At 65.8% G+C, this 25,291-nt stretch carries 24 protein-coding genes; 13 read left to right on the top strand and 11 right to left on the bottom strand.

Going from position 1 to position 25,291, the window contains the following annotated elements:
* Positions 1 to 26: 26 nt before the first annotated feature.
* The 6 genes from W7U_RS04955 to W7U_RS04930 all read left to right on the top strand — a co-directional run bounded on the left by W7U_RS04955 (position 27) and on the right by W7U_RS04930 (position 6,387).
* Positions 27 to 1,007: a nitroreductase family protein gene (locus tag W7U_RS04955; RefSeq protein ID WP_008255490.1), complete on the top strand. Its 981-nt coding sequence runs from the start codon at positions 27 to 29 to the stop codon at positions 1,005 to 1,007.
* 86 nt (positions 1,008 to 1,093) lie between these two features.
* Entirely contained in the window at positions 1,094 to 3,889 is a 2,796-nt protein-coding gene (locus tag W7U_RS04950) for an aconitate hydratase (RefSeq protein ID WP_008255488.1), read from the top strand.
* Between the two features lie 84 nt (positions 3,890 to 3,973).
* Positions 3,974 to 5,107 (top strand): mandelate racemase/muconate lactonizing enzyme family protein, encoded by a 1,134-nt coding sequence (locus W7U_RS04945; protein WP_008255485.1) that lies wholly within the window; start codon positions 3,974 to 3,976, stop codon positions 5,105 to 5,107.
* A gap of 102 nt (positions 5,108 to 5,209) precedes the next feature.
* Entirely contained in the window at positions 5,210 to 5,650 is a 441-nt protein-coding gene (locus W7U_RS04940) for an OsmC family peroxiredoxin (protein WP_008255483.1), read from the top strand.
* 32 nt (positions 5,651 to 5,682) lie between these two features.
* Positions 5,683 to 6,156, top strand: coding sequence for a hemerythrin domain-containing protein (locus W7U_RS04935; protein WP_008255480.1), 474 nt, complete (start codon positions 5,683 to 5,685; stop codon positions 6,154 to 6,156).
* A 39-nt stretch (positions 6,157 to 6,195) separates the two neighbouring features.
* Positions 6,196 to 6,387: a ferredoxin gene (locus W7U_RS04930; RefSeq protein ID WP_008255478.1), complete on the top strand. Its 192-nt coding sequence runs from the start codon at positions 6,196 to 6,198 to the stop codon at positions 6,385 to 6,387.
* Positions 6,388 to 6,449: 62 nt separating this feature from the next.
* On the opposite strand, the gene W7U_RS04925 is transcribed toward W7U_RS04930, so the two are convergent.
* On the bottom strand, positions 6,450 to 7,217 hold the full coding sequence (locus tag W7U_RS04925) for a DUF2249 domain-containing protein (protein WP_008255476.1): 768 nt from the start codon (positions 7,215 to 7,217) through the stop codon (positions 6,450 to 6,452).
* An 83-nt stretch (positions 7,218 to 7,300) separates the two neighbouring features.
* Between W7U_RS04925 and W7U_RS04920 the strand changes: the two genes are divergently transcribed.
* Positions 7,301 to 7,999, top strand: a complete 699-nt coding sequence (locus W7U_RS04920) for a helix-turn-helix domain-containing protein (RefSeq protein WP_008255468.1) — start codon at positions 7,301 to 7,303, stop codon at positions 7,997 to 7,999.
* 26 nt (positions 8,000 to 8,025) lie between these two features.
* Here the strand turns inward: W7U_RS04920 and W7U_RS04915 are convergent, their stop codons facing one another.
* Positions 8,026 to 9,435: a wax ester/triacylglycerol synthase family O-acyltransferase gene (locus W7U_RS04915; RefSeq protein ID WP_008255467.1), complete on the bottom strand. Its 1,410-nt coding sequence runs from the start codon at positions 9,433 to 9,435 to the stop codon at positions 8,026 to 8,028.
* A 311-nt stretch (positions 9,436 to 9,746) separates the two neighbouring features.
* Between W7U_RS04915 and W7U_RS04910 the strand changes: the two genes are divergently transcribed.
* Positions 9,747 to 10,772, top strand: a complete 1,026-nt coding sequence (locus W7U_RS04910) for a nitroreductase family protein (protein ID WP_008255466.1) — start codon at positions 9,747 to 9,749, stop codon at positions 10,770 to 10,772.
* A gap of 10 nt (positions 10,773 to 10,782) precedes the next feature.
* Here W7U_RS04910 and W7U_RS04905 read toward each other — a convergent pair whose 3' ends face one another.
* The 3 genes from W7U_RS04905 to W7U_RS04895 all read right to left on the bottom strand — a co-directional run bounded on the left by W7U_RS04905 (position 10,783) and on the right by W7U_RS04895 (position 14,106).
* A complete protein-coding gene (locus tag W7U_RS04905) occupies positions 10,783 to 11,979 on the bottom strand; it encodes a cytochrome P450 (protein WP_008255465.1) in 1,197 nt (398 codons plus the stop codon).
* Positions 11,980 to 12,364: 385 nt separating this feature from the next.
* On the bottom strand, positions 12,365 to 12,976 hold the full coding sequence (locus W7U_RS04900; RefSeq protein WP_008255464.1) for a nitroreductase family protein: 612 nt from the start codon (positions 12,974 to 12,976) through the stop codon (positions 12,365 to 12,367).
* Positions 12,977 to 13,020: 44 nt separating this feature from the next.
* A complete protein-coding gene (locus W7U_RS04895) occupies positions 13,021 to 14,106 on the bottom strand; it encodes a dihydrodipicolinate reductase (protein WP_008255462.1) in 1,086 nt (361 codons plus the stop codon).
* 123 nt (positions 14,107 to 14,229) lie between these two features.
* Between W7U_RS04895 and W7U_RS04890 the strand changes: the two genes are divergently transcribed.
* Positions 14,230 to 15,138, top strand: a complete 909-nt coding sequence (locus W7U_RS04890; protein WP_008255460.1) for an enoyl-CoA hydratase — start codon at positions 14,230 to 14,232, stop codon at positions 15,136 to 15,138.
* Positions 15,139 to 15,181: 43 nt separating this feature from the next.
* Entirely contained in the window at positions 15,182 to 15,598 is a 417-nt protein-coding gene (locus W7U_RS04885) for a PaaI family thioesterase (RefSeq protein WP_008255458.1), read from the top strand.
* On the opposite strand, the gene W7U_RS04880 is transcribed toward W7U_RS04885, so the two are convergent.
* Positions 15,577 to 16,593, bottom strand: a complete 1,017-nt coding sequence (locus W7U_RS04880; protein ID WP_008255456.1) for an acyl-CoA dehydrogenase family protein — start codon at positions 16,591 to 16,593, stop codon at positions 15,577 to 15,579. The genes W7U_RS04885 and W7U_RS04880 overlap by 22 nt on opposite strands.
* A 104-nt stretch (positions 16,594 to 16,697) precedes the next feature.
* On the opposite strand from W7U_RS04880, the gene W7U_RS04875 reads away from it, so the two are divergent.
* Positions 16,698 to 17,858 carry an acyl-CoA dehydrogenase family protein gene (locus tag W7U_RS04875; RefSeq protein ID WP_008255454.1) on the top strand — a complete coding sequence of 387 codons (1,161 nt, stop codon included), beginning with the start codon at positions 16,698 to 16,700 and terminating at the stop codon, positions 17,856 to 17,858.
* On the opposite strand, the gene W7U_RS04870 is transcribed toward W7U_RS04875, so the two are convergent.
* Positions 17,847 to 18,641, bottom strand: coding sequence for a TetR/AcrR family transcriptional regulator (locus W7U_RS04870; RefSeq protein WP_008255452.1), 795 nt, complete (start codon positions 18,639 to 18,641; stop codon positions 17,847 to 17,849). The genes W7U_RS04875 and W7U_RS04870 overlap by 12 nt on opposite strands.
* Before the next feature lie 300 nt (positions 18,642 to 18,941).
* On the opposite strand from W7U_RS04870, the gene W7U_RS04865 reads away from it, so the two are divergent.
* Complete coding sequence (locus W7U_RS04865; protein WP_008255450.1) at positions 18,942 to 20,129, top strand: amidohydrolase family protein; 1,188 nt, start codon at positions 18,942 to 18,944, stop codon at positions 20,127 to 20,129.
* Between the two features lie 16 nt (positions 20,130 to 20,145).
* Here W7U_RS04865 and W7U_RS04860 read toward each other — a convergent pair whose 3' ends face one another.
* From W7U_RS04860 to W7U_RS04845, 4 genes are read right to left on the bottom strand one after another with little or no spacing between them, the layout of a single operon-like run.
* Positions 20,146 to 20,973 carry an enoyl-CoA hydratase-related protein gene (locus W7U_RS04860; protein WP_008255447.1) on the bottom strand — a complete coding sequence of 276 codons (828 nt, stop codon included), beginning with the start codon at positions 20,971 to 20,973 and terminating at the stop codon, positions 20,146 to 20,148.
* Between the two features lie 41 nt (positions 20,974 to 21,014).
* Complete coding sequence (locus W7U_RS04855; RefSeq protein ID WP_008255445.1) at positions 21,015 to 22,094, bottom strand: hydroxyacid dehydrogenase; 1,080 nt, start codon at positions 22,092 to 22,094, stop codon at positions 21,015 to 21,017.
* A 16-nt stretch (positions 22,095 to 22,110) separates the two neighbouring features.
* Entirely contained in the window at positions 22,111 to 23,226 is a 1,116-nt protein-coding gene (locus W7U_RS04850; RefSeq protein ID WP_008255444.1) for a TauD/TfdA family dioxygenase, read from the bottom strand.
* A 42-nt stretch (positions 23,227 to 23,268) separates the two neighbouring features.
* A complete protein-coding gene (locus tag W7U_RS04845) occupies positions 23,269 to 24,111 on the bottom strand; it encodes an aldolase/citrate lyase family protein (RefSeq protein WP_020822155.1) in 843 nt (280 codons plus the stop codon).
* A 35-nt stretch (positions 24,112 to 24,146) separates the two neighbouring features.
* Between W7U_RS04845 and W7U_RS04840 the strand changes: the two genes are divergently transcribed.
* Positions 24,147 to 25,289 (top strand): acetyl-CoA acetyltransferase, encoded by a 1,143-nt coding sequence (locus tag W7U_RS04840; RefSeq protein WP_008255442.1) that lies wholly within the window; start codon positions 24,147 to 24,149, stop codon positions 25,287 to 25,289.
* Positions 25,290 to 25,291: the final 2 nt, after the last annotated feature.

The following is a 25,291-nucleotide window of genomic DNA, read 5'->3' as shown; positions in this document are numbered from 1 at the left end:
GGCAGCACAGAAACCGGAGGTGCGCCGTGTTGGACACCATGGTAGAGACCCAGGTCATCGAGAACGCGGTCCGGTTGGCCTGCCGCGCTCCGTCGCTGTACAACACCCAGCCCTGGCGGTGGGTGGCCGACGGCCCCCGGCTGGACCTGTTTCTCGATGTGGCCCGTGTCGTACACGCGGATCGATCGATGCGCGAGGCCCACATCGGCTGCGGCGGTGCGCTCGAACACCTTCGGGTGGCGGTGGCCGCCGCGGGCTGGAGCGCCGAGGTCGACCGGTTTACCGATCCGGACAATCCCGCGCACCTGGCCAGGGTGACCATCGCCCCCACGAACGCAGTGACGGACGAGCAGCGGCGGCGCGCCGACGCGATCCTGCGACGTCGAACCGATCGTCTGCCGTTCCTCGCGCCGGTGGACTGGGAATCGTTGGAGGCCGCGCTGCGCGGTCGACTCGGCGCCGGCGCGGTGCGATTGGATGTACTGCCGGAGGAGATGCGCCCACGGCTGGCCGAAGCTGCCGCGTTCACCGAGTCGCTGCGCCTCTATGACTCCTCGTACCATCTCGAACTCGACTGGTGGACAGGGCCGTTCGAGGCATCAGAGGGGATCCCCTATAGCTCGTTGATTTCGGCGGCCGAGTCAAAGCGGGTTGGCGTCAACCGCCACTTTCCCTTCACCCGCGATCTGGACAGGCGCGCCGGCGTGACGCGAGATTTCTCGAAGATCCTGATGCTGTCCACCGAAGATGACAGTCACGCCAACGCGCTGGCGTGCGGCGAGGTGCTCTCGAGCGTCCTTCTGGAATGCACGATGGCCGGTTTGGCCACCTGCCCCGTATCGCAACTGACCGAGCTATCGGTCAGCCGTGAACTACTCGCGGCACTGACGGGCCATACCGATCTCCCCCAGGTGTTGATCCGAGTGGGTGTCGCACCGGCACTCGACGCGGCACCACCACCCACGCCGCGGCGCGCGCTCGCCGATGTCTTGCGGCTGACGAGTTGAGTCTCGCCCCCGCGACCACTGCCCTTTGATCCGCTTCTTTGACTACGGTGGTGAAGGGGTCGCCCACAACCGGTGAGGTGAATGCGATGGCATCGAACAGCTTTGGAACCCTGGACCGGCTTACGGTCGACGAGCAGTCATACCTCATCCACCGCCTTGATCGAATCGACGGTTCGGCCCGGCTGCCGTACAGCCTGAAGGTTCTGCTGGAAGATCTGCTGCGCAACGAAGACGGCCATCTGGTGACGGCCGAGCAAGTCCAGGCACTGGCAGATTGGGATCCGGCCGCCGAACATGGCCAGGAGATCGCCTACACCCCCGCCCGTGTCTTGATGCAGGACTTCACGGGCGTGCCATGTGTGGTCGACCTGGTCGCGATGCGCGACGCCATCACCGATCTGGGCGGCGACACCAAGAGGATCAACCCGCTGTGCCCGACCGAGTTGGTGATCGACCACTCGGTGATCGCCGATGTCTTCGGACGCGCGGACGCGTTCAAGATCAACGCGGAGCTGGAGTTTCAGCGGAACGCTGAGCGCTACCAATTGCTGCGCTGGGCGCAGCAGGCATTCGACGACTTTTCGGTAGTGCCTCCAGACACCGGCATCTGCCACCAGGTCAACCTTGAATACCTGGCCCGAGTGGTGTTCACCCGCGACAGCGCGGACGGCCCGCTGGCCTACCCCGACACCCTGGTCGGCACCGACTCGCATACCCCGATGGTCAACGGCCTGGGTGTATTGGGCTGGGGCGTGGGCGGCATCGAGGCCGAGGCGGCGATGCTGGGCCAACCGATGAGCATGCTGCTCCCGCCGGTCGTCGGCCTCAAACTCAGCGGCGAACTACCGGCCGGCACCACGGCCACCGACCTGGTGTTGACCGTGGCCGAGCTGCTGCGTCGTACCGGCGTGGTCGGCAAATTCGTCGAATTCTTCGGTCCCGGGGTGGCCAACGTGCCGCTGGCCAACCGGGCCACCATCGGCAATATGAGTCCGGAGTACGGGGCCACCTGCGCGATCTTCCCCGTCGACGCCGTCACGTGCGACTACTTGCGGCTGACCGGCCGCTCCGAACACCAGATCAAGCTGGTCGAGGCTTACACCAAAGAGCAGGGCATGTGGCACGACCCCGACCGCGAGCCGACGTACTCGCAAGTCCTCGAGTTGGACCTGGGCAGCATCGAGCCGTCGATCGCCGGGCCGAAACGGCCGCAAGATCGCATCCCGCTGCGGTTGGCGCCGCAGACCGTGTGCGCGCTGCTCGGCGGGGCGAAGACAACCGAGGAGGCCTTGTCCGAACTCGATGAGGCTTCGGCAGACTCGTTCCCGGCCAGCGACCCGATCGCGTTCGGCAACACCAGCAGCCCTGCGGGCAGACCGCGTACGCCGGACACCGACTGCGTCGAGGGTGAGTGGCTATCGACCGCCGTGGTCGTCGAATTGTCCGACGGCACCCGCACCGAAGTCGACAACGGTCACGTGGTGATCGCAGCGATCACGTCGTGCACGAACACCTCCAACCCGTCGGTGATGGTAGGCGCCGCACTGCTGGCCAAGAAGGCGGTGGAGAAGGGTCTCAGCCGCAAACCCTGGGTCAAGACCTCACTGGCCCCCGGTTCACGGGTGGTCACCGACTACTACGAAAAGTCGGGACTGACACCGTATTTGGACAAGCTCGGCTTCAACCTAGTGGGCTATGGCTGCACCACGTGCATCGGGAACTCTGGCCCGCTGATCCCCGAGGTGAGCACAGCGGTGACCGACAATGACCTGACGGTGTGTTCGGTGCTATCGGGCAACCGCAACTTCGAGGGCCGCATTCACCCCGAGACCAAGATGAATTTTTTGGCCTCCCCACCGCTGGTGGTCGCCTACGCGCTGGCCGGTACCTTGCACACCAATCTGCTGAGTGATCCGATCGGCACCGGCAGCGACGGCGGGCCGGTATACCTCCGGGACATCTGGCCGTCAGCCGAAGAGGTCGACGCGGTCGTCAAGGACCATCTGCAGGCCGAGATGTTCGCCGCGAGCTACGCCAATGTCTTCACGGGCGACGAGAACTGGCGTTCGCTTCCGGTGCCCGATAGCGACACCTTCCAGTGGGACGACGACTCCACCTACGTGCGTCAGCCGCCCTACTTCGACGGCATGACACGCGAACCCCGACCGATCGATGACATCACCGACGCGCGCGTGCTGGCCAAGTTGGGCGACTCGGTCACCACCGACCACATCAGTCCGGCAGGATCGATCAGAGCCGACTCGCCGGCTGGAAAGTATCTGTCCGAGAACGGCATTGAGCGCAAAGACTTCAACTCCTACGGATCCCGGCGCGGCAACCACGAGGTGATGATCCGCGGTACGTTCGCCAACATCCGGCTGCGCAACGAACTTGCCCCGGACACCGAAGGCGGTTTCACCCGCGACTTCACCCAGTCCGACGGGCCGGTTACCACCATTTACGACGCCTCGGTGAACTACATCGCAGCCGGCACGCCGCTGGTGATCCTGGCGGGTAAGGAATATGGCTCGGGCTCGTCGCGAGACTGGGCGGCCAAGGGGACCCTGCTGCTGGGCGTGCACGCCGTATTGGCGGTTTCCTATGAGCGCATCCACCGCTCCAACCTGATCGGGATGGGAGTGTTGCCGCTGCAGTTCCCGGACGGACAGGATGCCGAGTCGTTGGGACTGACCGGTGAGGAAACCCTCGACATCACCGGGGTGAGCGCATTCAACGACGAGCTGCCCGACACCTTGCACGTCAAAGCCGGTGACGTGGAGTTCGACGCGAAGGTGCGCATCGACACTCCCGGCGAAGCCGACTACTACCGGCACGGCGGCATCATGCAGTACGTGCTGCGCAAATTGCTCAGCAAAAAATAACGCAAACCGCTTGCCGGACACAATAACTCGAGAAGGAGACGCTCATGAAAGACGGCCTACACCCGCGGGCCACACAGGAGCGGAATGACGCCCATCACCGCTGACCGCGCCGCGGTCATCGCCACGATCGAGACGATTCCCCTGCGAATCCCGCTCAAGGCGGGCAGCACACCTGGAGCGTCGCTGTGGGGCGACCCGTTGACCGCGGCGGACTCGCTGCTTGTCAAGGTGACCACCGATTACGGAGTGGAAGGCTGGGGGGAAGCGTTCGGTTTCAGCGCCGTCGATTCGGCCAAACTCGCTGTCGATCAACTCATCGCACCGCTCTGCCTCGGCAGGGACGCCACGCGAATCCGCCCGCTGATGATGGAGATTCAAAAGAAGCTGCACGTGTTCGGGCGTGGCGGTGCGTTGACCTATGCCCTCTCGGCGGTCGACATCGCCCTGTGGGACATCGCCGGCAAGCTCGCCAACGCTCCGGTGTCCCAGCTCCTCGGTGGCGGGGTCGCCGCCCTGCCGTGCTATGCAAGCCTCGCCTGCTATAACGACCCGTCGCTAGTCCGCGCGGTCGTCCGGCAAGCCCTCGACGCCGGCTTTGCGGCGCTCAAGCTGCACGAGGCGGACATGCCGGCGATCCGTGCGGCCCGCGAGGAAGCCGGGCCCGACGTCGAGTTGATCGTGGACGCCGGCTGCCTCTGGACCCTGACTGAAGCCGCTGCCGTCGCTGACGAACTCAGGTCGGTTCGGCTCAAATTCCTCGAGGAGCCGCTGTGGCCGCCGGAGAATTTCGAGGGCCTGGCCGCACTGCGACGAAACACCGGTATGCCGATCTCGTCCGGCGAGAACGCTTCTACCCTACTGGAATTCGAGCGGATGCTCGCCGCGGGAGCGGTGGACTTTGTTCAGCCCAGCCCGGCCAAGATGGGAGGCATCAGCGAGTTGAGCGAGGTTTTTCCTCTCGCGGCCGTCCACAACACCCCGGTGATGACGCACTCTTTTTACGACGGTCCCGGATTGCTCGCGGCGCTTCATGCGACCGCTGCGCTCGGCGGCACCGACGCCATGATCGAGTGGCGTTGGTTCGAGCTGGAAGCGTTCATCTACGGCGATGCCCTCACCCCGACGGCGGGCCGGATTTCGGTCCCGCGGGGGCCGGGCCTGGGCATCGACCCCGATTCTGACGTCATCACCGCGTACCGGCGGCCGTCAGCACCATGACGATGGCCGATCGCTCTGGCCAACCCGCGCAACGACATCTAGAGTTTACACAAATGGAACTTGTATAAAAGCCGAGAACACCGGAGAAAGGGATCGGGGACTATGAGCATCGCGGAACGTGCGGCGCGAACCACCTGGGAAGGCCCGTTGGCGTCGGGCGAGGGCAAACTGTCGCAGGGCAGCAGTGGAGCCCTCGATGGCCTACCGCTGACCTGGGCCTCTCGCACCGAGCAGCCCGGCGGCAAGACAAGTCCGGAAGAACTTGCGGCGGCGGCGCACTCGTCGTGCTTTTCGATGGCCTTGGCCCTGAAATTGGGCGAAAACCACACTCCGCCGCAGCGACTCGAGGTCACCGCCACCGTGACCCTGGATGCGGTCGATGGAGTCCCGACGATCACCACGTCGCAGCTGAAGGTCAGGGCAAGCGTCGCGGGTGTGGATGCCGAATCCTTTGCCGCCGTGGTCGATCAGGCCGCCGCCCTGTGCCCGGTGTCGCGACTGTTCGCCGGCGCCAAGATCAGTGTCGACGCCGAGCTCGACTAGAACAGAATCTGCCCGACGCAGAGGAGACACGTATGGCCAGCCTGACGCTATCCGCCGAGCTGACACGGGAACACCACGAAATCGACGATGCGATAGCGACTTTCATCGAAAAGCTCGACTGTGGCAGCTTGCAGCGCGAACTCATGACCACCACGCTGGAAGCACTGCGCCGGCACATCTACCTCGAGGAGGTCTTCCTGTTCCCGCCGCTGCGGGAAGGAGGGATGGCGATGCCCATCTTCGTGATGATGCGCGAGCACGGCGAGCTGTGGCACACCATGGCCACGCTGACGGATCTGCTCGCCGCCGGTGACGACAGCCAGCAGCTCCGGGATACGTGCACGCAGCTGCTGGATCAGCTGCAGCAGCACAACTCCAAAGAGGAGCCGGTCATCTATCCGAGCGCCGACACCGACCTGCCGCCGCACACGAGCGCGGAACTGGCCCGGTTCATCGAGACCGGGCGCACTCCCGACGGATGGGAGTGCCAGCAGGCGAACGCGTGAGGCTTTCAGCCCGCTGAACTGCCGAAGGAGGATTCTCGAATGCGCGTGGTTGTGGACCGTGATCGCTGTGAGGGCAATGCTTTCTGTGTGAACATCGCACCCGAGGTGTTCGAACTCGACGATGACGAGTACGCCGTGGTCCGCACCGACCCGGTTCCCCCAGAGCAGGAAGCGCTCGCCGAGCAGGCCGTCGCCGCGTGCCCGCGCGCGGCGCTCTCGCGCGAAGACTAGATGCTCGGCGAATCACCCTGACAGCAAACGGTTTCCGGGCTAGGCCTGGGCCGTACCGACCCTCATCGCTTGATCAGCCGCAACCGCCACGCCTCCGGACCGCGCTGCTCGTAGCGGATCTCGAGTCGGCCCGAGACGCGGTGGTCGAGTTGGCGCAGCAGCGGAATCGGGTCATGGGGAGCCACCAGCACCAGGGCACCACCAGCCGGAACCGCGTCGAACGCGCCGAACACCGTCGCGTGCCGGATCGAATGCGGCACCTCACGGACGTCGAGCACGGGATCATCGGAATCGGTTTCGCCGCAGCCGCAATTGTGCGATGGCTCCGCGCCGTTGACGGCATGCGTGCGGCCGAGGAGTTCGTGCATGCCCTCGGTCACCTCCACCAGGGAGACATCCGGGTCGGCGGCGACGATCGGCAGGATCCGCTCGTTCTCGTCGACCAGGTGTGCGTCGAACAGCACCCGCAGGGCTTGGGCGGAACCGGCCGCGCGCACCGGCGGTTCCGTGCGGATGCCGTCGACGAGGGAGCCGATGATGCGGTGCGCCGCGATCATCGATTCGATCAGGGGCCGCGCCCGCGGGGTGCGCGTGGCGGCCGGGTACAGGCGGTCCTCCTCGGCGGCCGCGTGCGGCAGCAATTCACCGGCCAGGAAGACCAGGGCCGCGGCACGCGCCGGCTCGAAGTCCGCGCCGCGCTCGACCGCCGTGACCATCGCGTCGGTGAGCACCGCGAGCTGCCCGGCCAGCTGCGCGTGGTGGTTCGTGATGGCTTCGACCGCGCCGGCATCGGCAGCTGTGGACGCCACGATCACATCGTTGGCCGGCATGTTCGGTTCCTTTCGTCGAGCCCGATCGCCACGCTGAGCTCATTGCAGTGTGCGACGTCCAATAATTTACTACAATAAATTCCGTGAAAAAAGAGCCGGTCGTCCTGGGCCCCCGACCGACGCCGGTGCTTGAGGCGCCCGTCGCGCTGTCCGGGCAGCGGCTGCGGGTGCTCGACCACGTGCGCGCGCACTCCCCCGTCCGGGTCATCGACGTGGCAGCGGCTCTTGACCTGCACGCCAACACCGTTCGCGAGCATCTGGACGCCGTCGTCGAGCTCGGGCTCGTCGAGCGATCCACCGCCAGGACACCCGGGCGCGGGCGTCCGGCAACGCTGTATCGGGCTTCGGCCGCCGACCCCGCGGTGGCGATGCGGGACTACGCGGGTTTGGCGACCGCGCTGGCCGGACAGCTGGCTCGCACCAGCGCGCAGCCCGAGCGCGACGCGCGCGCCGCAGGCGTCGAGTGGGGACGCGAACTCCTCGACGAGCGCAGCCACGCCGGCGGCGATGCGCGGCGGTCCGTGCTCGAGGCGCTGGCCCGCCTCGGTTTCGCGCCCGACGTAGCGGGCGCACACCGAGGCATCGCCCTGCGCCGCTGCCCGCTGCTGGACGCCGCCCGTCGCTACCCGGCCATCGTCTGTCAGGTCCACCTCGGGATCGTCGAGGGAATGCTGGAGCGGCTCGGCGTCACCGACACACCGGGCCTGGACCTCATTCCGTTCGCCGAACCCGGTGCCTGCCGACTGTTCTTGCCCGAACCCGTTGTGCGGCATCATGACTGACCGCGTCTTTCCGTCCGCGGTGATGGCTAGACGTTGACCACCAGCGATAGCCCCCGGCGACCGCGTGTTCGTTTGCGTTGCTTGCTGATCGCGACCAGCCGTGCCACGGCCAGCTCGATCCCGCGGGCCAGCGCATCGATGTCGGCGACGGCCTCATAGTCGGCCAGGACCCCGAAGAACAGGTCCTCGGCATAGCTCAGCATCGCGACCCCGGTCCGCAATTGCATGGCGATCGGCGGGACGGGGAACACGCTGAGCACCCGTCGGCCCATGAGCCGCAGCGGCCGGCGCGGCCCGGGGACATTCGTCGCCAAGGTGGTGACACCGCGCTGCGGCAGCTGGGTCAACAACCGGACCGCCCACGCCGTCAGCGGAAAGGGAATGCGGTTGGCCATCGACACGAATGCGTGGCCTGCCTGGCTCTGCCCGTGAGACTTGGTGCGGCCCAAGCGAGAATGGACGGTCCGCAGCCGCTCTATCGGGTGTTCCTCGTCGACCGGCAGGTACGGCAGCATCACCGACACGCGGTTGTCCGTCCTGTCCAACGCATCGACCGATCGCATCGACACCGGCACCAGCGCCCGCAGCGCGTCCGGCAACGGTGCTTCACCCCGCTGAACGAGGATGTTGCGGTAACTCTCCGTAATGGCGGCCAGCGCAACGTCATTGATGGTGACATCGAAGGTTTGGCACACCTGCGCGATGTCGGCCAGGGGAACCCGCGCGACGCCGTAGCGGCGCAACGTGGTTATCGGCCCGTTCAGCGACGTCGTCGTGGGACGCAATAAACCGGCGGTAATCTCCGCGGCGCCCAACGCGGTGCGGGCGGTGGCGGCCGTGATCGCGACCGAGGTGTTCCACAGCCCGCCGAGGATTTTCCACGGATTGATTGCCGGTCGACCGGATGAGACTCCTTGTCGTTCAGATCCTTTGGCGGCATGGATATGGCTTGCGAAGCTCTCGCCGATGCCGTCATCGCATAGGCCGGCAAGCATGTGGGTAGCGGCGATGCCGTCGGCCATGCAGTGGTGGATCTTGGTGAGCATCGCCCACCGGTTGTCGCTGAGGCCCTCGATGAGCCAGATTTCCCACAGCGGGCGATCCCGGTCGAGGCGGCGGGAGATCACGTCGGCGGCCAACTGGTACAACTCTCGGTCGTTGCCCGGTCGCGGTAGGGCGATGTGCCGCACGTGACGGCCGAGATCGAAGTCCGGATCGTCCACCCACACGGGTGCACCGAGGTCGAAGGGGCGCGTTCGCAGGCGCTGTCCGAACCGCGGGCACAAGCGAATCCGCTCGGCGAGGGTCGCCATCAGCGCATCACGCTCCGGGATCGGTCCCTCGATGACCGCCAGACCGCCGATCGCCAAACTCACGTGCCGGTCGGCGTCTTCCGCCTTCAGAAAGCCGGCGTCAAGGGTTGTCAGTTGATCCACGGCCGCCACCTCCCAACTTTATCTGCAACTAGTCGTAACACCATTCTCTTCCCGGCGCGGCCGCGGCGGCAGGGCCAAAAGTCCCAAGCCGAGGCGGTAATACCCCGAATAGGCGGCGGCCTGCGGGCCAAAGATGTTTTGGCGCCGTGCATTAACACTCAGCGCCCTTCGCTCGGACGTTGTTGCCGTCTCGGGGACCATCTGCGCCGAGCATCCCTTCGCCTTGTTGCCCACTGCCTATTTAGAGGATATTATTCATTTATATATCCCTGGACGCAAGAGGATCGGTCGCCGAAAACCCGGAGGCAGTCGTGTTGGACACGGTCACAAAGCAAGATCATCGGCACAGCGGCGGAGCCCTTCGGCCTTTCCCCGACGCTCGGGACATCGAGGCGGTCCTCACGCTGGCCACGCGGGCCCCTTCCATCGACAACACGCAGCCGTGGCGGTGGCGCGTGGACCGCACGAGCCTGCACCTCTACACCGATCCGGGCATGCAATTACCCAGCACCGACCCAGACGGCCGGGATCTGATCTTGAGTTGCGGTGCAGCGCTTCACCATTGCGTCGTCGCATTGGCGGCGATGGGTTGGCGCGCTGACGTGCACCGCCTACCCGATCCAGCCGATCCCGGCCACCTTGCCGCCATCGAGGTATCCCCGCACTCCCCCGATAGCGCCGAGACCGTCCTGGCGGAGGCAATCCCGCGGCGCCGAACGGATCGGCGGACCTATAGCGCGCGCCCGGTGGCGGCAACTGAAATCGCCGCGATGGCGGCCGTGGCCGCTCAGATGGGAGTGACGCTGCGCGTCGTCGACGCGCGGGAAAGGCTGCACGACATCGTCAAGCGAGCCGCGCTGGCCCACGCGACCGACCGCGATTACCTTGTCGAGCTCGCCCGATGGAGCGGTCGATACGGGTCGCGGGCCGGGGTGCCGGCCCGCAACATCCCCGAACACGATTGCGGCGCACCGATCCCCGGCCGCATCTTCGCCGGACCGGGCCTCGCGCAGCCGCCCGGCACCTCACCCGCGCAGGACAATGCCATCATTCTGGTGCTCGGCAGCGAAGCCGAGGACCGCCTGGCTCAACTCCGCGCCGGCGAGGCCACCAGCGCGCTGCTGTTGACGGCGACGGTGATGGGACTGGCGTCTTGCCCGATCACCGAGCCCCTGGAAATCCCGGAAACACGCGACGCCGTCCGCGACGACGTGTGGGGCGCGCAGGGCTATCCGCAGATGCTGCTGCGGGTGGGCTGGGCCGCGGACAGCGCGGCCGCCTTGCCGCCCACGCCGCGGCGCGCGCTCTGCGACGTCGTGGAGTGGGCGGGCCCGTAGCCGACGTTCGCTATGACCGGGACACCAACGTGGGCATGGCCGCCCAGCCGCGGACCGCGGCGGTCTCCGACGGCGCCGCGTTGGCCCAGTCGACCTCCCATGCCGGGAAACGCTTGAGGATCTCCTCCAACGCGATCCGACCCTCCAGGCGGGCCAGCGCGTTGCCCATGCAGAAATGCGTGCCCGCGCCAAAGGTCATGTGCGAACGCTGTTCCCGGTAGATGTCGAAGACGTCACCGTCCGGCGGGAACCGGCGGTGGTCGCGGTTGGCCGCGCCGACGAGCATCAGCATCGCCGAACCCTTCGGCACGGTCTGGCCGTAGTACTCGACATCGCGGGTGACGTAGCGGGCGATCTGGAGCGCCGGCGGCTCCCATCGCAGGATCTCCTCGATCGCCTGAGGAATCAGTCCCGGGTTCTCCACCAGATCACGGCGCTGATCCGGGTAGTCGGCCAGCGTCTTACCGGCCCAGCCGATCAGACGGGTGGTGGTCTCGGAACCGGCCGTGGCGATGACCGTCAAGTACATCAACAGCTCGTCGCGGCGCAGCTTGCGCACCGTGCCGGTCTCGTCCTCGAACTCGGCGTTGAGAAGGTCGGTCATGATGTCGTCGGACGGGTGTTCGGCGCGCCAGTCGACGAACTCCGCGAACACCTCGCCGGTGGCCAGCGCGTCGACGGTCTTCCCCTGCAGGGTCTCCTCGCCGTGGTCGGTGATCTGCCGCTGCCGGTCTTCCGGGAGCCCCAGCAGCATGCCGATGACGCGCATGGGCATCTGCTCGCCGAGGTCGTTGACGAAGTCGAACCGACCCGACCCGACCAGCGGATCCAGGCAGCGCGCGGTGAACTCGCGGATCTGCGGCTCGAGTGCGAGCACCTTGCGCGGAGTGAACACCCGCGACAGCAGGTTGCGGTGAATGTTGTGGATCGGCGGATCCTCGAAAATCAGTGTGCCCGGCGGTATTTCCATGCCCGACTTGATGATCTCAAGCAGGGCTCCGCGCCCGGAGATGAACGTCTCGTGGTCGATAACCGCCTTGTTGACGTCGTCGTAGCGGCTCAGCGCGTAGAAGTCGTGCTGTTCGTTGTAGTACAGCGGGGCCTCTTCCCGAATCCGGGCGAACACCGGATAGGGGTTCATGTTGAGGTCGATGTTGTAGGGGTCGTAGTACAGGTCGGATTCGGTGGGGGCGGTGGGCACGGTCATCAGAACTCCATCGGGGCTGCAGGGCTGTTCAGCTGAATGGGGCCGACGCCGTCGGCGCCGGGCTGCACGATTTCGATGTCGAATGTCGCGGTGTAAGCGAAGTGCTCATGACTTCGCCGACGTCGGTGCGGGTCCCTGCGGCGATCTCCGCAGGCATGACTTGCTCAGCGGTCATCAGTTTCCCGTCGGCCCGTTGCGACAACGCAGTTACACTAGCACAGGCAAATGTAACGCCAGCCGTGCTCACTCACCCCCCGCTGAGCAGCAGGTGGGGCGGCTCATCTCCCGTCCCGTCGACCGGGTGAGGCGCGTCAGACCACGCGGCCGCCCGCACATTGGCGACAGGAATGCAGTTGAAGCAGCACGATTTCGACCGCTGGGTCCCTTACGCCATCCTCTTGCTCCAGGATTGATCCCAACGATCGATCGCCGCCACCTCTTCAAGCGGTTTGCGCCGCACCGCGTGGTGCCCGCCCTTGGGCCAGCCCACCGTGAGCAAGGTCGCGATCTTCCAGTCGTCAGGGATTGCGACCATGGACCGCAGCTGATCCTCGCAGGACCCGTGCCACAGGGTGATCGCCGCGCCCAGGCCTTGCGCGCGGGCCGCCAACAGGAAGTTCTGGACCGCGGGAAAGATCGACCCTCCCTGCTGTAGTTCGGTGGTTCCCCGCTGCGGCTGGACACAGAACAGCACCAGCACGGGCGCCGCGCCACCGACGCTCATGTGCTCAGCCATCGCGCGCAGCACGCGCGACTTGGGGTCGTCAGCCTCGTCCTCGGGCATCGAAAGCCGATAGAACTCGGTCATGACCTCCCATGTCTTGTGAGCCGCCGCCGTGACCACGTCGCGCAGAGCGCTCGATCGCAGCACCACAAACTTCCACGGCTGCTGGTTGCCGCCGGACGGAGCCCAACTCGCCGCGCGCAGACACGCGTCGATGACCTCGTCGGAGACGGGTTCGTCGCGATAGCGCCGTACCGCCGACGCGGTCCGCATGACCTCCCATAGATCCACCGATGCGGGCGGGACCGGTTGTTCGCTCACAGCTTCGCCTTTGCGGGCAGCACGCCCCGCCAGGTTCCGCCGCGCACGGGACCGGTGACCAACGGCAGATCGAGGGTGGACAGCAAACCAACTGGTGCGGCCATCACCGCGGGGATGGCATTGAGTTCGCGCATGACCGTCGCGTAGGTCAGGCCGCGCATGTTGTTCCCGCGGCCGTGCATCTCGATGTCGACGGTGTAGGTGGGCAGGCCGTCCACGATGACCCGGTAGCCACCGAGCGGTGATGGATGCCGCGGCCAATCCGGTGCGGCACCGTCGCCCATTCGGGTGATGTGTTCCAGCACAACGCGTTCCTCTCCGCCGACCATTCCGGCGAGCTTGAATCGCATTCCTCCCATGGTTCCCGGTTCGATCCACCCCGACGCCACTTCGTAACGCTCTGTCGCCAACCATTTCTCGATCGTCGTCTCGACGCGATCGAGTGGCAGGCCAACACCATCCGCGACCAGATGCACGGTGGGTCCCCACAACGCGGCGAGGCGGTCGGGGTCGAAGAGCGGCGCCGGATGATCGGGGGTATGCCCAAATCCCATGAAGTCGAACATGATGTCGGGTTGATTGATCGGGCCGTAATCGAGCATCTCGAGCATGGTGATGCCGTCGACACGGCTGCTGAAGCCCGTCATCGTCAGCGCGATCACATCGTTCGCCCAGCCCGGATCGACACCGCTGTTGAAAAAGCTGGTGCCGCCCTCCGCACAGGCCGCCTCGAGCAGTTCGACGGTTTCCTGGTCTGCAGCGGGCGGATAACACATGGGCACCAACGAGGTACACACCACGTGCTTGCCAGCGCGCAGGCAGCGCGCGATGTCCACCGCCGCGTCGTGGTAGCGATAGTCACCGGACGCGAAGTAGGCCACCACGTCGGCGTCCACCGATAGTGCGGCACCGATGTCCCGCGTAGCGATGACGCCGGTCGCGGGCATCCCGCACAGGTCGCCGGCGTCCTTGCCGTCCTTGGCTTCCGCGTGCACCACGACGCCGGCCAGCTCTAGGCCGGGATGGGCGATGAGGGCACGCAACGCGCCGATGCCGACCTGACCAGGACCCCACAGGATCACTCGTGGCTTACCTCGACCGTCCGCCATCGGCACCCCTTCCGGTCGTCGCGCGCCGAACTGTGAGAACATATCTTCTCATATAGAGATAACACCATTACCGGATGCGGGAAGAAGGGGCGAACGGTGAGCGATTACGAATTCTTGAAGTGGGAGACCTTCGACGACGGCGTGATCGTTCGGATCTCGCTGAACCGCCCCGACCAGCGCAACGCCCAAAACCGCGGCATGCTGGTCGAACTCGACGAGGCGTTTGCCCGCGCCGAATCCGATGACAACGTCCGCGTCGTCGTCTTGGCCGGCGAGGGCCCGATGTTTTCGTCGGGCCACGATATCGGCTCCAAGCAGGCGCGTGCCGAGTTCGGCCCCGGGCCCGGCCAGCACCCCACCGTGACCATCAACGGCGGTACGCGCGATGGAGCGGAGCGGACCATGCTGCAGGAATGGCACTATTTCTTTCAAAACAACCTGCGCTGGCGCAACCTACGAAAGATCACCATCGCCCAGGTGCACGGCGACGTGTTCTCGGCGGGACTCATGCTGATCTGGGCCTGTGACCTCATCGTGGGCAGCGAAGAGGTGCGCTTCGCCGATGTGGTAGGCACGCGGCTGGGCATGTGCGGCATGGAATACTTCGGCCATCCCTGGGAATTCGGACCGCGGCGCGCGAAGGAGCTCATGCTCACCGGTGACGCGATCGGGATCGAAGAGGCCTACCGGCTCGGCATGGTGAGCAAGATCTTCCGGCGCGACGAACTGGCCGAGGGCACTCTCGAGTTGGCGCGACGCATCGCGGAGGTGCCCACGATGGCGGCCCTGCTCATCAAAGAGTCGGTAAACCAATCGGTCGACAACATGGGTTTTTACAACGCGCTGCAGTCGTGTTTCGCGTTGCACCAATTGAATCACTCGCACTGGGCCCAGATCCGGGAGGACAAGCTCCCCACCGCCGGCGAGGAGCAAGGGGTGCCGAACTGGCGGAGCGCTCCCCCGGTTGTCTTGGCCGTGAAAGATCAGGTCCGGTCCAGCGTCTAACGTTGTGCCGGTGACCAATAACTCGCCCGCGGCGCCACGCCCTATGGACGTCACCGTTCCGGGACATCTTTTCGCCCAGCTGCCGTTCTACGACGTCGTCGACACCGATGACTCGGTCGTCGTTGACCTGCACAACCGAGGAGACCTGAGGAACATTCGCGGCGCGCTGCAGGGTGGGCTGGTAGCCACTCTCATCGACGTCGCCGCAGGGCGCCTTGCGGTCAAATATGCCGGCGACGGCGACGGCGCGGGAACCGCGGACATGTCCATCCATTTCCTGGCACCGATCGTCGATGGCCCCGCGCGTGCGGTCGCCACGTTGGTGCGCGCGGGAAAACGGATGATCGTTGTCGCCGTCGACGTCTTCGACGTTGGCCGCGACCGACTCGCGGCGCGTGCCACGCTGAGCTTCGCGATCCTTGCGCGTCGCGATTCTGGTCACTCCGCGGCGGCGCCATAGCGCGCATCGGCCACCCGGTCCAATGCGACCGCGGGTTCGCCGAAAACCATTGCCCATCCCCGAACCCGGCGATAGTAAAGCTGGATGTCGCCCTCCATGCCGAACCCGTATCCGCCCTGAATGTGCAGGCTGCGCCGCGTGGCGTCGCGCGCCGTCTCATAGGCGAATGCGAACGCCATCGCAGCCAGTTCGCGAACGCAATCGGGCTCGTCGGCGAATGCGCACGCGGCTTTGAGCCCGAGCAGCCGCGCCCCATCGGCGGCGGTGGCGCTGTCAGCCAGCGGGTGAGACACCGCCTGGAACGAGCCGATCGCGGTTCCGAACGCATGACGTTGCTGGGCGTAGTCGACGCCGATCTCCACGGCCCTCTGGGCCGCGCCCGCCAAAGCCGCGGCGGTCAGCGCGAGCCACAGGTCAACGGCGCCATCGAATAGGCCGCGCGCCCGCGGTCCATCCGCAAGCACGACGGGATCGTCAATCATGATGTCCGCCAGCGGCATTGACCCAAGATTTTCCACTATGGTGCGGTTCTCTCCGATCGGAACCACCAGCAGCCGCCCCTGGGCCAGGGCGATGACGTGGTCTGCCACCGCCCCGCCGGGCACCAACCCCAACCGCCCACCGCGACCGGTGCGAGGCGCGAACGTGACCAGCTGCTCCCCGGCGAGGACCTCATTCAAAAGCCCGGTACCGGCCTCGCCGGACGCCGCCAGCAGCCGCGCGGCAACCTGCGCTTCGATGACGGGAGCGGACCCGACCGCGCGTCCGAACTGTTCGGCGATCAACGCGAGTTCCAGTTCGGGCGCGCCCCATCCGCCGGCCGCCTCGTCGACCGCCATCTCCACCGCCCCCGTCTCCAGCAGGGCCTTCCACAGCTTGAGGTCGAAGCCCAACGGCTCGGCCGCCCGGACTCGTTCGGATGTCGACTCGCGCGCAAACAGCGCGGCGAACGAATCCACCAACTGTCTCTGTTCGCCCGTCAGGCTCAGGTCCACGTTATCGCCCCGTCACGTGCGGATATGGTTACTCTCAAAATTGAGATTAACATTGCCATGCGTACCGTCCTGGGCCGCGTGCCACGACAGATTGGCGTGCATACATGCACTTTCAGCTCGATACGGAGACCGAGACCTACCGCGACGGACTCCGTGCCCACTTGCACGACGTGTTGACCCCCGAATTCGAGGAACGCATCTACCGCAGCGGGGTCGCACACGACGACGAGTTCGCCAAAAGTCTCGTCGAAAAGGGCTATTTCGCTCCGGCCTGGCCCGTCCAGTTCGGCGGACAGAGCCGCAACGCCTGGGACGATCAGGTCGTCAAAGAGGAACTGATGCGGTATGACGCGCCGGTGTACCTCTCCGAGACAACCAGGATGGTGGCGGCGATCATCCGTCAGATCGGCACCCCCTTCTTGAAGGACCGCATCCTCACCGGAGCCATCAACGGCGACATCACCATTGCGCTCGGCTTCACCGAACCCGAATGCGGGTCGGACGTCGCGGCGGCCGCCACCCGCGCCGTGCGCGACGGCGACGGGTGGGTGATCAACGGCTCCAAGATGTTCACCACCAACGGTCACCTCGCCGACTTCGTGTTCCTGCTTGCGCGCACGAACCCGGACAAGCCGAAACACAAAGGCCTGACGATGTTCCTGGTGCCGGGCGACTCTGATGGCTTTGCGGCACAAGCCGTATGGACGCTTTCCGGGGAACGCACCAACATCACCTTCTACAGCGACGTCCGGATCGGCGACGAGTGGCGCATCGGCGAAGTCGATGGCGGCTGGCAGGTGCTCAGCCTGTCGCTGCAAGACGAGCACGCGTCCGGATGGGGGCCGCACCTGATCCGGCTGCTGCACCATGCCGAGCATTGGGCAACCACCAGCGCGTCCCGCGACGGCTCACTGCCGATCGCCAATACTGACGTCCGGCGCCGGCTCGCCCGCGTCGCGATGGAGGCTGAGGTGTCGATGCTGCTGCAGCGCCGGTGCGTGTGGATGGTCGAGCAGGGCGACATACCTGTGGCCGAGGGGTCGATGTCCAAGGTGTTCAGCACCGAGGCGCTCGAGCGTGCCAGCCAGGACGTGTTCGAACTCGTCGGCCCGGACGGTCTACGCAGCTACCTCGAGCCGACCGCTCCCGAACGCGGGCGGTTTGACCACTCGCTGCGATTCTCGTTGGGCACGACGATCTATGCGGGCACCAGCGAGATCCAGCGCAGCATCATCGCCCAGCGCGGGCTCGGCCTACCCCGTTAGTTTCTTCGGCCGTCCGGCCCGTCCGCCGGCTGCGGCACGCGGCGCCTTGCGCGCCGGCTTGGCTTTGACGTCCGACGCGGGCGGCGTGACGGCCTGTTTGCACCACGCCCACAACTGGTCCTCCGTCAGCTTGGAACCCTTGCCGCCCAGATGAAAAACGCCGATTTGAGCGAGCGCCGTCAGCGTGGTGTTCAGCAACGTGGTCAGCTGCGCGGGGGTCAGATCCGTGCGTACCAGTCCGGCCCGAGCACACGACGTGAGGATCTTGGTCAGCAGCTTCAGGTGCGGCTCCCAGACCTTTGCGAAGTCGTCCGGCCGCTCGATCTCCAGGCTCAGGTTGTAGATCGTCATGACCCGGCCCCCGACGGCTTCCGACGACTCCGCGCGGGACAGAACGCCCCGGCAGAAAGCCTCGAGTTGCTCCATCGGACCGTCGGCGGCCGCGACCTCGTGGCGAATGTCCTCGGTGAACTGACTCGTGACGTTCTCGTAGAGCGCCAACATCAGTTCTTCTTTACCCGCGAAGTGTTGGTAGAACGCTCGCAGGCTGAGATTCGACCTGTCGATGAGGGTCTGGATCGTGAAATCGGCCTTGCCCGACTCCTCTACCAATTCCAGCGCGGTGGCCAGGAACCGCGAACTGCGCGCGAGAGCACGCGCTCTGGCAGAACTCAGACGCCGCTCGATCGTGCGTTGCTGCCACGAGCCGTGCAGCTCGACGTTGTTGTCGACCAATTCCAAGCCGGTTTCGGGATCGGGGCCGGCGGGCTTCTTCGTAGGCATAATGCGAAAAAGACTACCCGCCCGACGCGGAAAATGTGCGATCTACCTACACGTGCATGTTGATTCTCACTGCGGGTAAGTGATTACTGCCGGCATCGGCCCCGAAGGTTCGACGGCGGCCCGCAGTGGGGCGGTTCTCCCAGCGCCGGTACGCCTCCGAGGTACCTTGGTCCGACGACAGCCCAGAGGTGCCCCGGCGCGCCGGGCCGCCTCATGCGGTACCGTGGAAACGGTCATTCTCATTTCCGAATCCGTGTGCCACTCACTGAAGCCATGGGCCGTTCTCGAAGGAGTGCAGCGTTGAGCGCAGACATCCTCATCGTCTCGCCGGACGACCATCTGGTGGAGCCGGCCGATTTGTGGACCAGCCGGCTGCCCGAGCGCTATCGCGACATCGGCCCGCGGATCGTTCGCACGCGCGGGCGCATGGATCCATCCGTCACGTCCGATGTGGCTTTCGTCGAGGACGACGAGGGCCGCGACGCGGACATCTGGCACTACGAGGACGCGGTTATCCCGATCCCGCTCATCAGCGCGGCCGCCGGCTATGAAATCGACGAACTCACCACCGACCCCATCACCTATGACGAGATGCGCCCCGGCTGCTACCGTCCCGCGGATCGGCTCGCGGACATGGACATTGCCGGCATCGAAGCCTCGGCCTGCTTTCCCAACACCCTCGTACGCTTTTGCGGCCAACGCTTCCTGTACGGCAAGGACAAGGAGCTCGCCAGGCTCTGTGTCGAGGCCTACAACGACTTCCAGATCGACGAGTGGGGCGGCAGCTCGAACGGTCGGCTGATCCCGCTCGGCATCATCCCGCTCTGGGACGTCGAGCTCGCCGCGAAAGAGGTCGAAAGGGTGGCCGCCCGGGGGATGCGCGCGGTGTGCTTCTCCGAGCTGCCCTCTCGCCTCGACCTGCCGTCCATTCACAGCGGCTATTGGGACCCGTTCTTCGCCGCGTGCGAGCGAAATCAGGTGGGGATCATGCTCCACATCGGATCGAGTTCTTCGCTGACCAAGTCCTCCCCCGACTCCCCGCATGTCGTGACGAGCGCACTGATGGCCGTCAACTGCACCATCGCCATGGTCGACTGGTTGTTCTCCGGCAAGCTCATGCAGTTCCCCGGCCTCAAGCTCGCGTTCGCCGAGGCACAAGCGGGCTGGATCCCCTATTACCTGCAGCGTGTCGACGAGGTCTGGGAGGACCGGCGCGCGTGGGGCGGCATCCACCCCCTCTTGACCGAACCGCCGAGCAGCCAGGTGCCCGGACGAGTGTGGTTCTCCACCTTCGGCGATCCGGTCGCGTTCCGCATCCTGGATCTGGTCGGGCCGGACCAACTCATGTTCGAGACCGATTACCCGCACAACGACACGAACTGGCCGCGGAGTCTCGAGGTCGCAAACAAGGCGACGGAGGGCCTGGACGAGGACACCAAGCGAAAGGTGCTGTCCACCAACGCAAAGAACTTCTTCGGGATGGTGTAACGCAGCCGGTCGAGCCCTACAGCGCCTTCCACTGCGGCTGGCGCTTCTCGAGGAAGGCGCGCGGCCCCTCGATGGCATCCTTCGTCAGCGCCACCTTCATCCGGTAATTCTCGGCGAGCAGTTCCGCCTCGTAGATGGGCATCGTCAGACCTTTGCGCACGGCCATCCGTGAACCACGCACCGCCAGCGGTGCATTCGAATTCACGATGTCGGCGATCTCCCAGGCGCGCGCCATGAGCTCATCGTGCGCGACCACTTCGGTGAAGACGCCCAAGTCATAAGCGCGCTGCGCGTCGAGCTTTTCGTGCTTGCCCATCAGGATCAGCCGCATCGCCACGGGCAGCGGGAGCACACGGGCCAGCCTGACCCCCTCGCGCCCGGAGGTCACGCCGATGCTGACATGCGGGTCCATCAACGTCGCGCGCTCGGACGCGATGGTGATGTCCGCCGTGGTCACCAGGTCCATTCCCGCCCCACAGGCGATGCCGTTCACCGCGCAGATGATCGGCTTGGTCATCTGCAGCCACGGCGGCGTCGCCTCCTGCGGGGCGTCCCACTGCCGCATCGAGCTGAGGATGGGTTCGCCCTGGTTGTCGATGCCTGCCGCGTTCTCCATGTCGTGGTCGGCGGCCTTGTTGACGTCGGCTCCGACGCACAACGCACGGCCGGCACCCGTGATGATCACGGTCCAGATATCTTGCGAGCGTTCGATTTCCGCATAAGCCACCGCGAGTTCGGCGATCATCTCGTCGTTGATCGCGTTGAGCACCTCAGGACGGTTGAGGGTCACGCAGGCGGCATGGCCCCTGACCTCGACCTCGATCGTGTCGTAGTGTGTCGCCAAGTCACGGTCCTTCTCTCACACTCGTTGGGGGGTAGTCGTTTTCACTCCGCCGCCGCGGGGACGCGCGCGGTCGGGTGAACACCAAGGATGTCGTGGAATCGTTCGCAATAGCGAGGCCAGACTTGCGGGTTCAACAAGCGAGGCGGCATGCGGCCTTCGAAGATCGTCTGCCACTGAGTCGCGGTGGCGACGGCGATGTCCCGCGCGGCCTCCACCGTGATGCCCGCGGTGTGCGGCGTCGCAACGACGTTGTCGAGTTGCAGCAGCGGGTTGTCCTGCCGGGGCGGCTCCTCGTGGAACACATCGAGGCCCGCGCCGGCGATTCCGCCGCTGACGAGCGCGTCGAGCAGCGCCGCCTCGTCATGAACAGGCCCGCGCGCCGTGGTGATGAAGAAGGCGGTCGGCTTCATCGCGGCGAATTGCGTTCTGCCGATGAGCCCGCGCGTCTCGCTCGTCAGCGGGCACGTCACCTGCACGAAGTCCGAACGTTCGACGAGCTCGGCGAGCGTCACCTGCTGCACACCGCGAGACCGCGCGGTCGTCTCGTCGAGGTACGGATCGAAGACCAGCACCTCCATGCCGAACGGCGCACACAACTCGACGAGGCGGCCCCCGATAGCACCGAGCCCGACGACACCGAGCGTCTTGCCGAACAGTTGAGTTCCCCGCAGGGCCAGCCGATCGCGAAGCGGACCGCTCCGTAGCGCGCGGTCGGAGACGGTGATCTTCTTGGCGAGGTCGAGCATGAATCCCAGGGCGTGCTCGGCCACCGCCTCCGCTCCCGGCCCAGAGTTGTTGCACACCGCTATCCCCGCGCGGGTGCACGCGTCGACATCGATGACGTCATATCCGGCTCCTGCCGAGCAGACGGCCAGCAGGCACGGGCAGCGCGCGATCAATGCCTCACCGGCCAGCCACTGTGCGCCGTCGGCCACGGAGGCAACATCGGTTCGCGTGGCGACTTGATAGCCGTGCGCGGACTCCAATGCCGCCCAGCCTGATTCGGCGGGCGCGGTCAGATCGAGTTTGACGATATCGATGCCGGACAGTTCCAGGACGTCCGCTGCGGCGGGGTCAGTCCACCGCTCGACGACCAACCGCGGTCGTGGCGCGCCGGTCATCTTTGTCGTGCGCCTTTCATGGCCGTGCCTTGGGTTTGGCCTGTGCCGCCTTGAACATGTCGGCCAGCGCCGTGTCGACGTTGCGGTAGTCGTTGCGCGCGATCGCGCCGTCGCGCCCGGGCACCACGTCGTATCCGAGCCGCAGATCCTTGTTCTCCATGTGGAAGTACTCGCGACCGATCGGCAGCCGACGATCTTCGCGCGGGACCTCCATCCAGGCGCGCAGGAAGCAGCGGGCCTTCTTGGGGTCGTCGCTGCTGACGAAGTCCGACCGTGAGTGGCACATCGCGAAGTTGTTGGCCACCGCCGCTTCCCCGGACTCCAAACGGAATTCGACCTGTTGGTCGACGAGTATGTTGCGCAGCAGCTCGACGGCCTCTTCTTGCTTCGGGGTGAATTCGCGCCCGAGCGTCTTCATGGCCGGCAGGATGCTGCTGTAGGTGAAGTTGATGCAGATTCGCCCGTTGATCTGGGAGAAGACCGGGACGTTGTAGGGCGTGACATCGGGCTGGTCATCGGGTTGTTCGCTACGTCGGTGGTGCGGAAAGCCCTCGTAGAGCACGTCGAGCAGATCGGGGCGTTCGGCCAGGATCCGATTGTGCGCGGCCGGGCCGCTGGCGAACTGGCTTTCGCCGCCCTGGGCCGCCGGGTAGACGCACAGCAGCGACAGGATGTCGGCGGCGTCGTTGTGCATCGCGAGTTCGGCACGAGACTTCGTGCCGCGAGCGGGTTGCACGCCGCCGGGCAGGATCTCTTCCTGAACGCGCACCATGCGGTGACCGAAGGAGTTGTTCGACACCAGATAGCCGAGGTGCGTGCAGAACGCCCAGTAGATGCGCTCGAGGTCCTCAATCGAATGCTGCTCGACCGGAAAGCCGCGCACGCAGGCCAGGCCCTTGCCGAACATCAGATCGTGGTAGAGCCGCGCCAGATCGTCGTCGAGGTCGGGGTGCCGAGCATCCTCTGGCGTGATGTCATCGCGGTCCTTGTTCGCCGTCTTGGCCAGGATCGATTCCAGCGCAGCCACATTGCGGGCGGACAGGTCGAAGGCGAAGTCTTCCTTGCTCGTGAAGTCCGCGCCGGTCCACGCCATTGGGTCGGTGACGCGTTCGGTGTAGATGGCTGTCGGCATCCGGTCCTCCTGTTGTGTGGGCGTCACTCTCGGTGATCGTTGTCAGTGGTCGCGGTGGCCCTGCAGTCCGCGAAGCGCTTGCGCACGGGCTGAGGCTGCCTCGGTCATCATCCCGACATCAGTCCCCGCCGAGATGAATCGCAATCCCAGTCCCACGAATCGATTCAGCAGGTCAACCGACTTTATTCCGGCAATACCGAGCGCCACGCCGTGCCTACGACAAGCCGCCGCGACCGATTCTACTGCACTGTGGAAATGATCATTCTCATACTGTCCATGGACGCCCATTTCGGCGGTCAGATCGCTCGGTCCGATGAGAATCATGTCGACGCCGTCGACGGCGGCGATGGAGTCGGCTGCTTCGACAGCTTCCGGGGTCTCGATCATCACGGCCACGACCGTGCGCCGTTCGAGCAGCTCCACCAATTGGGGCGCTGTTCGCGGTGCGTATCCGCTGACCGCGTTGGGACCCGAAATGGACCGGTTGCCGATCGGTGGAAATCGCGCGGCCTGCACGACTCGTTCGGCCTCCTTCTTCGAATTTATATGCGGCACAATAACTCCCACCGCGCCGCCGTCCAGGACGCGCGCGATGACGCTGGGATCGTTAGACGGCACCCGCACCAGGCCGGAGATCCCCGCGCCGAGCGCGCTCGCGCACAGCATCTGCGCGGTATCCAGGGACGTCGATGTGTGTTCGAGATCGACGTACACCGCGTCGTATCCACACGCCGCAGCGATCGCCGGAACGTCGGGCGTGCGCGCGTGGAGCAGCGCGAGGCACAACACCAGCGTCTCTGCCCGCAAGGCGTCCCGCAGCGCCGTCGTCATAGGCTCACGGTAGCCGACCGAGAATAACGTTTCCACAATATTGTCAACGGTCATTATCGGACGCCACGTCGATGTGATAACCATGAGCTATGTCATCGAACCGCGTCGCCATCGTCGGCGCAGCCTTGTCCGACTGCGGCCGGGTGCCCGACAAGACCGCCATGGCGCTGATGGCCCAGTCCTCGCGGCGGGCGGTCGCCGATGCGGGGCTCACGAAGGAGGACATCGACGGTTTCGGCGGGCACGGAACGTTGCTTCCCCCCGTGGAAGTCAGCGAGTACCTCGGTCTGCGTCCTACCTGGGTCGATGCGACCAATGTCGGCGGATCCTCCTGGGAAGTGATGGCCGGCCATGCCGCCGCCGCGATCGCGGCCGGCGAAATCGAGGTCGTTCTGTTGACCTACGGGTCGACCGCACGCTCCGACGTCAAGCGACAGCTGCGCGCGTCGGCTGCCGTGATGGCAACCGGCGGTGCCCTGCAGTACGAGGCACCCTACGGCGCGACCCTCATCGCCAAGTACGCCATGGCAGCCCGCCGGCACATGATCCAATTCGGCACCACCGTCGACCAACTGGCCGAAGTCGCCGTCGCGGCCCACGAGTGGGCGGCCATGAACGACAACGCATTTGAGCGAGACCGCATCACCGTTGCCGACGTCGCGGCCGCGCCGCTACTGGCGGAGCCGTTCACCTCCAAGCATGTGTGCCTGCGCACCGACGGTGGCGGCGCCGTCGTGCTCGCCAGCGAGCGCGTCGCCAGAGATTGCGCGAAGGATCCGGTGTGGATTCTTGGCTCGGCGGACGCGACGTCGCACGTCAGCATGGGCCAATGGCCCGATTTCACGACATCGCCGGCGGCGCGCTCGGGGCCACCCGCGTTCGCGCGGGCGGGGGTCAGCCCGGCCGACATCGACGTGTGTCAGCTCTACGACTCCTTCACGTCCACCGTCCTGCTGACCGTGGAGGACCTCGGCTTCTGCGCCAAGGGAGAAGGCGGCCCCTTCATAGAGTCCGGAGCGCTTCGCCCGGGCGGGTCGCTGCCGACCAACACCGATGGCGGAGGCCTGGCGTCGTGTCACCCGGGTATGCGAGGAATGTTCCTCATGGTGGAGGCGGTGCGGCAGTTGCGCGGTGAATGCGGAGCGCGTCAGGTCGCCGACGCCAGGTTGGCCTGCGTCCACGCGATGGGGGGCTTTTTCACCCACAGCGCCACAATGATTCTCGGGAGGTAGCG

Origin of the sequence: Mycobacterium sp. H4Y (assembly GCF_000364405.1) — a bacterium.
GTDB classification, from domain to species: domain Bacteria; phylum Actinomycetota; class Actinomycetes; order Mycobacteriales; family Mycobacteriaceae; genus Mycobacterium; species Mycobacterium intracellulare.
The sequence above is the reverse complement of the archived record's forward strand: the minus strand, read 5'-3'. Positions and strand labels throughout refer to the sequence as shown.